This window comes from Dyadobacter luteus (assembly GCF_003383615.1).
GTDB lineage: Bacteria > Bacteroidota > Bacteroidia > Cytophagales > Spirosomataceae > Dyadobacter > Dyadobacter luteus.
In genome coordinates this window covers 22,907-36,955 of sequence record NZ_QNUL01000022.1, presented here as the reverse complement: position 1 = coordinate 36,955, position 14,049 = coordinate 22,907, and the positions used below count along the sequence as shown (strand labels likewise).

The 14,049-nt window shown below is 38.7% G+C and carries 14 protein-coding genes; 11 read left to right on the top strand and 3 right to left on the bottom strand.

All coding sequences use genetic code 11. The features are described 5' to 3' along the window. Positions 1-59: 59 nt before the first annotated feature. The 8 genes from DSL64_RS21510 to DSL64_RS21475 all read left to right on the top strand — a co-directional run bounded on the left by DSL64_RS21510 (position 60) and on the right by DSL64_RS21475 (position 7,704). Positions 60-587, top strand: a complete 528-nt coding sequence (locus DSL64_RS21510) for a helix-turn-helix domain-containing protein (RefSeq protein WP_115833004.1) — start codon at positions 60-62, stop codon at positions 585-587. A 78-nt stretch (positions 588-665) separates the two neighbouring features. Next, positions 666-1,157 (top strand): hypothetical protein, encoded by a 492-nt coding sequence (locus tag DSL64_RS21505; protein ID WP_115833003.1) that lies wholly within the window; start codon positions 666-668, stop codon positions 1,155-1,157. Further along, the gene (locus DSL64_RS21500; protein WP_115833002.1) at positions 1,154-1,468 is read left to right on the top strand and encodes a hypothetical protein; all 315 of its coding nucleotides are present in this window, start codon (positions 1,154-1,156) and stop codon (positions 1,466-1,468) included. The genes DSL64_RS21505 and DSL64_RS21500 overlap by 4 nt, the downstream gene beginning before the upstream one ends. A 34-nt stretch (positions 1,469-1,502) precedes the next feature. Then, complete coding sequence (locus DSL64_RS21495; protein WP_115833001.1) at positions 1,503-4,064, top strand: KAP family P-loop NTPase fold protein; 2,562 nt, start codon at positions 1,503-1,505, stop codon at positions 4,062-4,064. Between the two features lie 908 nt (positions 4,065-4,972). Beyond that, positions 4,973-5,464, top strand: coding sequence for a hypothetical protein (locus DSL64_RS21490; protein WP_115833000.1), 492 nt, complete (start codon positions 4,973-4,975; stop codon positions 5,462-5,464). A gap of 375 nt (positions 5,465-5,839) precedes the next feature. Then, positions 5,840-6,016, top strand: coding sequence for a hypothetical protein (locus DSL64_RS29005; RefSeq protein ID WP_158547960.1), 177 nt, complete (start codon positions 5,840-5,842; stop codon positions 6,014-6,016). A 60-nt stretch (positions 6,017-6,076) separates the two neighbouring features. After that, positions 6,077-6,364: a hypothetical protein gene (locus tag DSL64_RS21480; RefSeq protein ID WP_115832998.1), complete on the top strand. Its 288-nt coding sequence runs from the start codon at positions 6,077-6,079 to the stop codon at positions 6,362-6,364. A gap of 95 nt (positions 6,365-6,459) precedes the next feature. Further along, positions 6,460-7,704 carry a DUF6161 domain-containing protein gene (locus tag DSL64_RS21475; protein ID WP_115832997.1) on the top strand — a complete coding sequence of 415 codons (1,245 nt, stop codon included), beginning with the start codon at positions 6,460-6,462 and terminating at the stop codon, positions 7,702-7,704. A 14-nt stretch (positions 7,705-7,718) separates the two neighbouring features. Here DSL64_RS21475 and DSL64_RS21470 read toward each other — a convergent pair whose 3' ends face one another. Then, complete coding sequence (locus DSL64_RS21470) at positions 7,719-8,441, bottom strand: SOS response-associated peptidase (RefSeq protein WP_115832996.1); 723 nt, start codon at positions 8,439-8,441, stop codon at positions 7,719-7,721. A 273-nt stretch (positions 8,442-8,714) separates the two neighbouring features. On the opposite strand from DSL64_RS21470, the gene DSL64_RS21465 reads away from it, so the two are divergent. From DSL64_RS21465 to DSL64_RS21455, 3 genes are read left to right on the top strand one after another with little or no spacing between them, the layout of a single operon-like run. Further along, on the top strand, positions 8,715-9,128 hold the full coding sequence (locus DSL64_RS21465) for a hypothetical protein (protein ID WP_115832995.1): 414 nt from the start codon (positions 8,715-8,717) through the stop codon (positions 9,126-9,128). A 1-nt stretch (position 9,129) separates the two neighbouring features. Next, positions 9,130-9,573, top strand: coding sequence for a LexA family protein (locus DSL64_RS21460; protein ID WP_115832994.1), 444 nt, complete (start codon positions 9,130-9,132; stop codon positions 9,571-9,573). Then, positions 9,573-10,829 (top strand): Y-family DNA polymerase, encoded by a 1,257-nt coding sequence (locus DSL64_RS21455; RefSeq protein ID WP_115832993.1) that lies wholly within the window; start codon positions 9,573-9,575, stop codon positions 10,827-10,829. Before DSL64_RS21460 ends, DSL64_RS21455 begins: the two co-directional genes overlap by 1 nt. A gap of 57 nt (positions 10,830-10,886) precedes the next feature. On the opposite strand, the gene DSL64_RS21450 is transcribed toward DSL64_RS21455, so the two are convergent. Continuing rightward, complete coding sequence (locus tag DSL64_RS21450; protein WP_115832992.1) at positions 10,887-12,500, bottom strand: hypothetical protein; 1,614 nt, start codon at positions 12,498-12,500, stop codon at positions 10,887-10,889. Between the two features lie 702 nt (positions 12,501-13,202). Then, a complete protein-coding gene (locus DSL64_RS21445; protein ID WP_115832991.1) occupies positions 13,203-14,021 on the bottom strand; it encodes an XRE family transcriptional regulator in 819 nt (272 codons plus the stop codon). Positions 14,022-14,049: the final 28 nt, after the last annotated feature.

Here is a 14,049-nt window from a genome sequence, read left to right as displayed (position 1 = left end):
TTTTAAATTATACAATTATGTAGTCAATTTGAAATGATTTACAGTGGTCTATTTGCTCAATGGACGCTGCAATAAGGAAAACTATCGGACGGAACGTTCGCAAAATACGAGAGGCTTCGGGACTCTCGCAAATTAAATTTGCCATGTTGACTGGGTTATCCAGAGCTTCAGTGGTCAATATTGAGTCAGGAGATAAAGGTTATAATATCAATTTGTTGGATAGAATTTCAACATTTTCTAATTACAAGGTTGAACAGATTTGCAGTACTGATTTGAAAATCCCCAAGAATTTACGTGAAATCCTTGTAAATCATCACAGAGCAGACCTAAGTAACTATGCTACTCTCAATGAGACGCCGGCATTGGTGTATGCCATAAATTATCATTTGTTAGAATCTACCTTCTTTGAATCACCAAGAGAAATTAATGAAATAAAGCTGTTCTTTGAGCGTCTTGGCTGGAGATACTTGGGAACATCAATTCAAAATGCCTTAAAAAGGATGCCGGATAAAGTGTTAATAGAAGAGCATGAACTTAAGATGCGGACATATACTTATAGAAGTTTCTTGTATAATAAATATTTATAAGTCAGTTACATGTAATCCTTTCCCCTATAAGTATATTTATCTTTCACGTAGAGTATCATTTTACAATGTATCACGGGGTTGGCTTTCCTGATATCAGGAAAACATCTAATCAATATTACCGTACAGTCCAATACGGAATTCAATTACCAAAAAGAAAACCTGCCGGAGAATGGCAAAAAGGCGGAACTGGAATTCGTAATAAACCCTGTTTTTACCTTCGAGCCAGCACAGCCGAAATCCCAAACGGATACTACCAGTAGCCGCAGAAAAATACTTCAGTACGAACTTTCAAAAGAGCTCAGCCGCCAGGCACAGCAGCGATCAGAACGACAGCTGCTACAACACAGGATACAAAATCTGACTAAGGAAATTCCCGGCTTGGAACTTTACGAACGGGAGAAAGCAACACAGGAATTGAAAAAACTGAACAGCGAACTGGCATCTTTCCCCGATATCCAGGACAACGCTCAAAAAATTCGGTTACAAATTGATGAAATCAATGTCAAAACGTTGCCAATTGAGAATGAACCAATTAAACTATCCGGTTACATCAATCATCTGAAGCTATGAACCGTTTACTCAAATCCGCCCCCTTTTTTCTTTTTTTCTGCCTATCTTGTTCAGACCAAATCGGCCCTTACCGGGATATTGAAATCATTGTCCTGAACGTCGACTTTGCCACCGTCCGGTTCTACAATCCCGACAGCACAATAATAGCAACAGAATACTTCGACCGCACTTACAGCGAAAGCCTGCACATAGGCTACATACCTGACGGTCGCCTGCGAATAGAAGTGCAGACAGAAATGAATAAGCAAGCTGCTAGTGTTGATACTGTGATTGATTATAGGGGTAGGTTTGGATGGGCGGTGGAGTTTTAAAACTAGTAAACCTCCGGCTTAAACCAAGAAGTACATGAATGAAATTTCATTAAAAAAATGGCTTAAAGTTCCTGTCATTATATGCTTATTATATATTTTTTACAAGCCAATAAAATGCTTTGCACTTCCAGTAACAAGCAAGTTGTTTGAGTACCTTCCAGAAGTTGACACAAGCCCATATATAAGATCATATTTTTTTCTATCTCTACTTATATACTATCTGTTTTCATCTATTAAAAAATATAATTCAAATAAAAAAATATCCAAATTTAGCATTTATAATGTAGTCATAGTGTTTATACTTTATAAATATATAACAAATGATAAAGAAATATATTTTTACAATATCTTCAATGATGATCGTTTTTTAATAACTGACATATTATTTATTGTAATATTTCTGAAATCAACATCATATATTTATGAACCTAATAATGAGTTATCGGACAATAAATTCATTTCAGAAGACTTCGATTTACAAGTAGAAGATGAGTTGGACAGGAAAGAGCAGGCAAAGTCATTAGTGAGAGCGATAACAAACACAAAGCCAGAACGAGCTATAAATATTTCAGTAATTTCAAATTGGGGAAATGGAAAGACGGTATTTATGGATTTTATTAAACGTGAACTCAATAGTACACTTAATAGCTCTGAGAATGTTATAATTATTGATTTCAATCCTTGGGTAGCAAGTCAGGACAATAATATTATTATGAATTTGTTTGACATTTTACAGAAAAATCTTAAACGATATCATTCAGACATCGCATCGGATCTACATAAGTATTCCTATGAAGTAATTAATAGTAATCCATCAGACAACCTCGTAGATCGTATGATTACCTCTTTTGCAGGGTCGTTATTAAATTTTAATGGAAGTACAGTAGAATATAGAAAAGAGATTATTAACAATACAATATCAAAAATAGAAAAGCGAATAGTTGTATTCATAGATGACTTAGACCGACTATCATCTGAAGAAATATTGCTAGTATTTAGACTTATCAGGAATACCGCAGACTTTAAGAATACTTTTTTTATTGTTGCTTTTGACATTGATTACATTAAAAGTTCCCTCAAAGGAGATAATAAACTTGGTAATATAGAAGAATACTTAAAAAAAATATTTCAGCTTCAGATAGTTTTATCTCCAGTTAGGATGGAGAGTATTTCTGAAATATTGATAGATAAAGTTTCAGAGTATACAAATAATGACCCTAGCATAGTTATAAGCAATCCTCATTTTACAGAGGAATTTAATAATGCTATTTTTTCTCTAGGTGTTTCCCCTGAGATAGCTAATTTAATTCCAAATATAAATACAATAAACAAACGAGGTATTTTAGAGTTATGTATAGGTAATATCAGGGATATTAAGTTATTTTTAAATTCATTCTTTTTATCTCTTCATCTATCTAAAAATAATCTTATCATTAAGGATCTAATACTATTAGAACTACTGAAATTAAAATTTTCAGTAGTATATATGGATTTATCAAAAGGAAGCTTTTTAGAAGTAGATGGAAATAGATTTAAGGTCGATAATACATCTCTAGACAATTTCATAAAAAGCAACCAATATGATGAAAATAACTCTATTATTATTAAGAAGATAATAGGCGACTTGTATTGTTCAACAGAAAGTACATCCTCTTTGAATTTTAGCGATGTTTTTAAAGAAAAGAAATCTCGAAGTATACGTTCAATATTATATATTGATAATCATGTAAAGTATTTTAATCACGGACTATTTGGTGATTTTTCAGCAAACGAAATTATTTTTGCTAAAAACAAGGGAATTGAAGAATTGTATATTCTATTATCCTCTAAAATAGAACCTTACGAAGATCCACTAGATTTTAGTATTACTCAGCTAAAAAATCAAAGACATTTAAAACATTTTTACGAATTATTTATTAAGCAAATACACAGTGAAAATGATATTATTTTATTAGTTAAATCTCTATTTAAATTACAAAACATTACCAAGTACGTCGAGATACCAGATCAAATTATTCTTTATTTCAATGAAACATCTAAAGTTAAGGATGAGAAGTATGATACTGTTCTAAATGAGTTAAAGTTCAATTTTAATAGTTCAGATGTTGATTACGAGTTTATATCCAAGCTTGCAAAAATCGATTTTTTCGATACAGATTTTACTTGCCATTTATCTTATTATTGCGCAGCAAGACTGTTTGAGAATTTTGACGACGTTGAAGCAGAAGTTAAAGAGTATGACTTGTACCATTTTATTGCATCCATTATTTATAATTATAGAGGTAAAAATTTAGACCTATTTAGCTTGAATTCTAAGTATAGAGAGTATTTGATTAATAATAACAGTGTTTTTTATAGCAAATTGATAACGCAATATAGTGGACATTTAGGTTTGGATAAGAATATCATAGCATTTATTAGAAGCATTAAAAAGTCCGAAAGTGAAATCAAAACTCTTTCTAATATGCTTCAACAAATGAATAGAACTAAGCTCAATGATATGATTATTCCTATTCTGGAAACTTATAACGAGATTGATGATGTGATATTCCCTGTCAGTGTATATTATAAAGTGCTTAACGAGCATCAGCTTTAGAACATTCATAATGTTAATCCCTGTGAATACGATACCATACATAATTCGACATTTATTAACTTATGACTCAATTCATTCCTATCTTTCCCACAGCCAACCCCTTCCCAACCGCACAACCTTTTAAGAAGCGGTTGGCTTGCCCACGCAGTGCAGCATCACACAGATTTCCAACATCTCCAGCCGCACATTAAACAGTCCGGTCAGTTTGCGAAAAAGCAACCCTGACCGGACAATTTAATTTTCAAAGCGCAGGTTAGCGCATATTCGGCCACAGGCGTACGGATATCATATTTTATTTACCTATGCAGAACCACACCCGCACCACGCCCACACCCTACGCACGGGATTAGCGGTCTCCTTCGTCGTTACGTTCAGGCACTGCGTCCATTGTCACGCCTTCCTCACGTCAGTCATGCCACTGGGGCAGTGTGCCCTCCTTCGTCGGCTCTTCTCTTCACTTCCTCAGTCCGCGGTCAGGCGGCACTGGATTATTTTCGGGGCCCGTTGTGTGCCGCCTGCCCTTCATAATTATGCTCGCCCTGTCGCCCGCCAGCCAGCGGCCCCGAACCCCCGCTAATAGCTGTCTGGCGGGCTGCTCGCGAGTCCTGCGCAAGTCGGGGCGCTAATCGTGCATATATAAAATATTGTTGGTGATTAGCGCCCCTTTGTTGCTTGTCCTGTTATCCCTTCCCTCCCGCGCCAGCGCACAGCCCACCAGCGGACGCGCCTGGAATCACAGCACGCTACTCAGACTTGCAAAACCTTCAAAATAAAGCGGTTGTTAGTGTGACCAGTTTGTAGAATCGCGTCTTAAGTAATATGGCCGCTGCTGCCATGAAGGAGGGTAACGGGAAAGGGATTGAATATTTTTCAATCCCTTTTTTCTATTTCACTAAACCAGTAAAAAAATGAAAAAGCTATTTTTAATCGCCTTGCTTTGCACATCATGCGCCAGATTAGTACCACTTAAAAATCAGTACGACGAACAGTCGCGTATTGCTGTAATAAGCAGACCGCTACAAGATGTTCTGGACGACTTCGCTTTGCTTGCTGTGGAAAATAGCTATCCGGTAGAAAGTAGCGATGCCAGGTCTGGACTGATCACCGTCGGCCCGACTAAGTTTCCCAGACACGGAGGGTTCGAAAGTAAAAGCGGACGTGTTCCAAACCCCGACGCATTTATTGTCGCTGAGCGGTATTCAGACCAGTACCCCGACCGTACGGACAAATTTACTTTTACCGCTTCCTGGAATTTATTAATAGTACCGGTCGACAGCAGAACAACCCGGATTCGCATTAAACTATACGATACAAAAGCTTTCACAAGCGATTACACTCTGAAAGGAAAATCTACAGGGAGATTTGAAAATTGGCTGATAGAGCAGCTTTCGAAGAAATAGTTTTCAAATAGTAATTCCGACCATCAGGATAATTCTTCCCGCCTGCTTAGGTCGCTTTTCCACGCCTCGACCACCGCGCAGCTCTGCACCAGCCGGGTTTGGTTGACCGTGCTAACATTTTTTAGCCGCCCTGCGGAACGGCGTTGGCGGCTCCTGCAAAAGATGCCGCATCTTGGTCGCTCACTTACCACACAGGTATTACGAAAGTTAGGCTCGGCCAGAAACACGCAAGGGTGCGCTGCGCCGAATTAGAAAAATCTCCACCCTCCTGACGTCGGGTAGTATTTTTCCATTCGCCCTTGCATGTATCCGGCTCTAACACCTGTAGAGACCGCAATCCCAGTGCGGTACTGGGAGGATAAAACACACAGCATCATGGATACGCTTGACAAACTATTCGCACTACAAAAAAGTCTTTCCTCAGACCTCTCACAAGTTCAGAAGCAACTACACACAGCAAAATCACCAGCTGCCAAAGTCATTCTGAAAAGCAAATACTCGCTACTGTACAAGCTGCATCAGCAGGTTTGTGATATGGTGCTGCCATATTAAATAGTAAGGGGAGGCGAAAGCCTCCCTAATTGTAAATCTCACACTCTAAACAATAATAAGATGAACACGATTGAAGAACTGCCAGAAAGTAAATTTGACCACTATTCTAAACGCTCCATAACATTTAGAAATGTGAATCGGCTGTATCCTTACTGCACCCCGACCGGCGTTGAGGAGTTCTGGATCTACGGCCAGGGATGGATAAAAAATGGCATAAAGGGTGAAGTTACAGAGCAGATCCGCGAAGCACTGAAGCATGGAGCAACAAAAATTCAGTTGCATCTTAGGAACGAGAGGTTTAACCAGGATATCTATCCTGATTACCATGTTAGGGAGCTGACTGATTGATTTATAGTAAAGCCGGTAGATATACCGGCTTTAGTGCCTTATTGTAAAACTGGGTTCTACCCGACTCATTTAATAACAAAATCGAACCCCACTCCATGACTCCTTCTGAATTTACCTTATTAATCAGTGAATCTTATCATGCTGAATCGCTAAACTCGTTCAAACACACATTAAATTTTTCAAAAATCAAAATTAAGCTTGATTTTGAGGGAATATCATCATTATATCAATTTATCTATAAGCAGAACCAGGGTTGGCAGAAATGGTTAACTGATCGCCCGTCTCTTGAAAACAATGACGAATTCAAAACTTCCATAAACTTCTTCAAGAACCTGGAAACTGGATTTCTGAATTACACGAAAGGTGATCTAGGAAACCTAATTTCGTATGCTAAAAATAGCATTCAAAATTCAGATAAGATTTTAACCTATGATTGCCCTGAAACGGTTTTTCTTATTGATATAGCAACTAACTTCCCTAATAGCCTGCAAACCGCTTACCAATATTTTGTTGAATCAATCAGAGCTAGCGACCTTTCAAGAGATAGTTTTATCGGCTATCTATGGGCCTACGAATTTGATACTAAGGGAAAATCAGAAATCACAAAGCGCAAAAAGGCTGAAAAGACATCTATCGCGTTTCAACAAGAGGCGACTAATAAATACTATAATGACGCTGAAACATTACTCGTCCAACAGATCAGTAATACTGAAAAAAAGTACCAAGATTTTACGAGAGGTATTGAAGACTTTCAATCACAGAAAGAAAAGCTCTACAATGATTGGTTTTCTTCTACCTCTGATACATTTGGAACATTCAATACCGATTCCAATACGAAAATTAAAGCTCTAGAAGATCTTTATTCGGAAAAACTTAAACTGGAAGAGCCCGCGAAATATTGGGAAACACGGGCAAAAAAAATGAATGAACGTGGTTGGGATTTTGCTCACTGTTTGATAGCCCTAGTAGTGTGCACAGGCATTTTTCTTGGCTTTCTTCTGTGGCATCTTCCTGATACTATCTTCCTAAGCTTTCTAGGTGATGACAAAAGTGCAGCAGTTAGGTGGTCAATCATTTTCATAACATTTATATCATTTATTGCTTATGCTGTCAAAGCACTAACCAAAGCGATGTTTAGTGCATTTCACTTGGCTAGTGACTGCAACGAGCGTCACACATTAACTTATTTTTATTTGTCTCTCAAAAAAGATACTACCATTGACAAAGAAGAAAAACAATTGATAATGCAGTCCCTATTTAGTAGAGCGGATACGGGCCTTCTCAAAGATGACTCATCTCCATCAATGCCAGGGCTTATCGAAAAAATTGTGTCAAAGTAGTAGCAACCATGGTACTACTTCGCCCCAAACATCTCCAAAACATCAAACGGAGGCCGTTCGTACGGCTGAATGGCTTCCGGGACATTCGTATCCTGACGCGCATTGTATATACCATCAATGGTGCGGTAACCTTCCATTTTATCGTCCGGATATTTGAACTCCATAAGATCAGACATTTCATTCTGGGTAAGATCCGGAATTAGCCAGGACAGCGCTGCGTCACCTGTCAGGATCAAAGGTTGTCTCACACCATCATTATGGATCTGAGCCATCTTAGGACTCGCATCTGTAGTTACGATGGCAAAGGTGTTCATTCCATTCCACTTTGAATAGATAGCACCCAAAGCAAACAGTTTTTTTGTGGTAGGCTTGATGTACCAGGATTCATGTTCCTTACCTCCAAGCACGGGATAATGGGGTTCGAAAAAGCCTGTACAAAGCACCAGGCAACGATTCTGCCAGGAATCTCGATACGACGCCTTTGTAAATAACTCGTCGTTCCTGGCATTTAATGTATTTGCTTTCCAGTCCTTTTCTTCTTTTACCCAGCTAGGTACCAGGCGCCAGCGATAGGTCGTCAATTCACGCGGACTCTCTTTACTGATCACAGGTAAATACGGCTTATCAAATCCGTTCAAGTCAAATCCCTTTTTGAAATTCTCCAGCTTGGCAGCTGGTAGTCTGAACTCTCTCGCAATCTCGTCAGCGTCCAGCTCATTGGATACGTGATAACACATAATTTTCAAAGTTTTTCATCTGTTGAAATACTGCTAATCTAAAATCAGGCCAGCGAGTGAATTTCGCGAAAAATGCGCAGACTCGAACACTCCTTATTAGTAGTATACGTCGAAAATAAAATTTCGATACTGCTTGCTAACCGTTCTCAAAAACGCTAAACTTGGTATTGATTACATCATTTAGTTGATACTAAACGTATCATTTTAATTTTAAGTTCTCTAAATCAATCCTTTATATACTCGGGTAAATTTTAATTTTAATCAACGAAAAATATGAAAATGATACACGAAAGCAACGTTATAGAACATGAGACAGGGCTGATCATCCAGTTCCAGGATAACGATATCGACCGCATTTCATTCTCCCGGATGACATTTAGACTTGATATCTTTTGCAGCATGCCAATCCTGATTTTTGGCTTTCAGACACAGAGTCAGCCACTCATTTTCCCCATCAGATTTGTCTCAGAATCCGCAATATTATATAGCGTACCAGTAAACATCACATTGCAAATTCAGGGTCAGGATAGCCATCTACGATATGAAAGGATGTTTGACCTAAGTCCTATTCAGTCAGAAGAAATGAAGATTTGTATAAGGGAGCAGGCAGATTTGACGCCCGGACAGCTCGACGTTATTGAGGATTACATCTATTCCGATTATATCGGAATGCTAATGGAGAGCTGATATGACATTTTCACTCTCAGACTCCGGAACAATTGAAGTTTTTCCAGCCGACGTTAAAACGTCACTGGATCTGCTTCTTATACCTGGCCTGTCCGCCGGGTTCCCTTCTCCTGCTGCCGATTTTATCGATCTCACTATTGATTTGAATAAGGAACTGATCAAAAATCCGCCTAGTACATTCCTCGCCAGGATAGAGGGTGACTCTATGAAAGATGTCAGTATCTGCAATGGCGATATTGTCGTGATCGACAAAAGCCTGAAAGCTAGTGATGGAAAAATCATTGTCGCCTTTCTAGACGGTGTATTTACTGTGAAGCGGATCAGGGTTGAAAAAAACGGATGCTGGTTATGTGCAGAAAACTCTAAATATCCGGCAATCTGGGTAACTGAGGGAAACAACTTTCAAATCTGGGGTGTAGTTGTTCACGTAATCAAATCTTTCTGATGTTTGCACTGGTTGACTGTAACAATTTTTATGCATCATGCGAACGTCTTTTTCGGCCTGATCTTGTAGGAAAGCCGATAGTTGTGCTTTCCAACAACGATGGATGTGTGATTGCCCGTAGCCAGGAAGCAAAGGATCTGGGGATAAAGATGGGTGCGCCAGCTTTCCTGTTTGACAAACTCTTTAAGGATCAGAAAGTACACGTATTTTCTTCTAACTATGCGTTATACGGCGATATCAGCGCGCGGGTCATGAATATGCTTAGTTCGTATACACCAGATATCGAAGTATATTCCATCGACGAGTCATTCTTACGCTTTGATGGCTTCGATTATTTCAGTCTTCAGGAAATTGGCAGAAAAATGCGACAACAGGTAACACAAGGAACGGGTATACCAATTTCTGTAGGTTTCGCGCCTACAAAAGCGCTGGCGAAAATGGCGAACAAGATTGCAAAGAAACGCACAGAAACCGGAGGCGTTTTTGTGATTGATACACGGGAAGGATTAGAAAAAGAGATTGCCAAATTCACAATTGATGATGTCTGGGGTATTGGTCCGCGGCATTTTAAAATGCTTCAGGCAATGGGGATCAGGACGGTTCAGGACTTTACCCGACTGCCCGACGCATGGGTAAAAAAACAAATGAGTGTTGTCGGTTTACGGTTAAAACATGAATTGCAGGGAATACGTACGCTGGATCTGGAAGATGTAAAACCAAAGCAAAATATTGCCGTAACCCGAAGTTTCAATGAAAATTACGATGACTACGAATGGGTAAAGGAGCGTGTAATTACGTTCGCTACCATATGCGCGGAGCGTTTGAGAAAGCAGGACTCTTGCTGTAACGTCCTTCAGGTTTTCTTGCTCACAAATTCTTTTCGTCCGGATCAGCCGCAGTATACACCTGCAACAACCGTTAAACTTCCTTACCCAACCAATTCAGGCATTGAGCTGGCCCACTTTGCAGAAGATGCACTGAAACGAATTTATAAATCAGGTTTCGGCTATAAAAAGGCGGGGGTTGTTGTGATGGAGTTTACACCCGCAGCCGATGCCCAACTTATGATTTTTAACAACAGCAACCCTAAGCACGGAAATCTAATGGCTGTAGTTGACAAATTTAATCATGCGTTAGGCCAGCAGAAAGTAAAGCTGGCTTCCCAGGATCTGGACAGAGTTTGGAAGATGAAACGAGAAAGGTTGTCGCCCAGGTATACCACACGTATGAGTGAGATAGTCACGATAAAATCTTAGCACTACCTTCTGCAAAAGGCCAGCTAAAACTTGTTTCAAATTTCATTAGTGATATAATTACTTTCCTAGATTGATAGGAATTCCCACCTGAACTCCAGCAGAAAATAAATCATGAAGTGCCTTTTTGTTTTGTTTAGCAACATCTGTATATTCTTTGACAACATTTGAGAATTTGGCATACGGGATTATAGTTAAGACATTTTTTGCATCTTTATCTCCATTAGTGACATTCCAAATGATACCTGCCGCTAAACTTAACTTTTTATCATTAATCCATTTCTCTCCCCACCGTCCTTCTATATTCAAATAAAAACCAGGGATATACGCCTGTTTCCAAGGAACATAGAATATTTCGATAGGAATAGAGACTCCCCATCCGGTGCTTAACAATCCTTCATAAGCAGTTCCGGTCTTTTCGTCTGAAATAGTTTCTGTTTCGGTGATTTTTTTCTGAACAGATTTTTTATAAGAGTAATCAGTCATTTCTTCCAATGAGTTTACTCTTTGTCCGACCAAGCCCGCAGACCAATAAAAAAACCTATTTGGCTCTTTCCATTTTATTAGCATGTTCCCAGAAAACTTAACGCCCCATAAAAAACTACTTTTGTCAGTCAACCTAACCGAATCAGGTTGATAATGTACAAAGTTCACATTAGAAACAAAAGGTGACAAATTAAACCATTTTATTGTTTTGCTATTCCACATATGAGCAACGGCCTCTATTTCGTATTTGAACAAACTATCTACCGCTCCGTCTGCTATAATGTTATACTTGTTATTCTTATTTATAAAAGATTTTTTTTCAAGCAACATAGTATCTGATGTCGTCCAAATCTTAACATAATGTACAAGCATACTATCTGATAATGCATCGCCAGGAATGTCAAATTCTCTGAGCGCATCCAAGACAATTCTCCGTTTATTGTTTATTGTATATTCTATGTCATTTAATCTTAATATAATTTGTTTAATCTCTGATTTTTTTTTATTTATTTTTTCTTTGTCACACTCTTTAGGTTTGGCTGAACTTTCTAATTCTGTTATCTCTTTTTTTAAAAAAGATGTCCTATCATTAATAAATTTTATTTCTTGTTGTTGCTTGAAAAATAATAAGGTATCAAGTTTTGAAACAGTAGGTGTATTGAATAAGGTTTTATCTATAAGGGCACTCAATACTTTTGCTGTATCTATATATTCCTTCAGTGAAGAATATTTAATCACTGCGTCGTTATGCAGTGCTCGTAATACATATTTGTTTTGAGAAGTATACCAAGCACTATTATTCCCCCATAGCTTATTGATGCCGAAATTAGCTTTAAAGAGCGTATTTACCTTGTCGCCCGATACTACTTGCATTACTCCATTATCAAGGCCAGCTCGTAATTCCATATTTACAATCCATTCTCTATCCTTCGATGACCAAATATTTCCTTTTAACGAAATGCTAGGTTTATCTGTTTCAACTTTTATTCCTGTCGAAGGAGTAGAAGAGCCTAGAAGGGTATAGTTATAATGGTTTATTAGAAACCTATTAAATGCTTTTGGTGTAAGAGGCATCGTGTCTTTATTGAATTCAATTTTTTTTCGATAATCCCAAGAAAGGTCTTCGAACGCTTGAGCGGATGACACAAAGGGGCATAAAGAAGCAATGAAGAGAAGAAGTTTTTTCATAAATTTTGAGGAGTTAAAAATTTACGAAAAATACTTCTGAAAGAATTAATTTCCTATAGGTAAATTTAAATTTATATTAAAAACTCTTCATTAGGCGAGTATCAAAAATCATCATTTATAACTCTCAATCTGCGGATCGGTATGAAGTCCTAGTGTTTTTAGATAAATGTTAGTTATCTTAACTGTACTATACCTAACTACAAGCTGTAAATGTTTCCCACCTTTGAAAGATGGGCTTACCAGTTATAGTTTTCAATGCTCGGATCGATCCTCAGACCAAGAGATTTGAGATATATGGCAGTTTCTAGGAGACTATAATGTCACAACATATCTTGCAACGCTTTTATGCCAACTCCGGACAGATAGGAATTCACAACACCAGAATGCCTCCAGGAATACAATGTGTAATCTTTGCCGGTCAACCCACATGCTTTTAATGCGGCTAAATTTCTATAATTCATACCTGCACTCGTTTTTGATTGCTATAAGTCTGAGCCGAATATGAAATGGTCCCACCTTGCATCCTCAAAATTGATGTAAGGTCGTAAAGATTGTATGATGTGAATTACTCTGTTTTTTCGATTTGCTGCCAGGTACAGCTGTAGGTTTTTTAATGATATACCTTAGCATTCGATGTAGAGGAATGTTTGGAAATTTATTTGTATTCAGCAGAACCTTAATTCTCAAACACAGTTGGCCCCATCACCCCTGAACCTTTCCCTCAATCAGCGTCAACCTTTTCAGCACTTCATTCAGCGTTGCCGATATATGCTGAACATCAGCCGCAGGCTCGGGCACAGCGGTGGACTGATAGCTATGGTACTTCCAGATTTCAAGCACCTGGTCAAGGTCTACCTGATAGGGCTGATAGGCAGGGTTCAAAGATTCAAGAATCAGCATTCCTGCGCCTGCATCCACTGTCACTTTTTTAAAGACAAAGTCCTGTTCGCCCCGAAGGATCGCGATGCATAGTGTGCCGGGTTTCAGACTTGTCCAGTCCTGCACAAACCGGCAGATCACATCCGCGCCGTCGGGAAGTGGTAGCATTGAATCACCTGTGATAGGAAACATACGGAAAGTCTGCCCTTTGGGAAGATTGGGAAGCGAGAACTTGGGAAGTGTGGCTAGATACTCCGGATCCGAATACCCGGCACGGTAACCTGCTTTGGCCTTCACAGGTACATACTCGATATTCTCCTTATTCTCGGTGTTGACGGTAATAGCCAACACCCTTACCTGTCCACCTGTCAGATACACATCGTTTCCGGCTTGCAGTTCCCGAAGTTTCAGCTCAGAGAGTTTGGAAAGGTCCACTCTGAGCAAGCTGTCCACACTGATCTTAAAGAAATTCGAGTAGTTCAGATAGTCCACCGGCTGCGGCGCTTTGGTATGCCCGTTTTCGAGTGCATTCAGTTTAGTGCGCGTCAAATTTACTTTTTCAGCGAGTGTTTCCTGGCTCATTTTTAGCCGCTCCCGCAGGAATTTAATGTTGCTATGGAAAAATATATTTTGACTATCCATAATATGTTTGTTATAATTACAATCAATA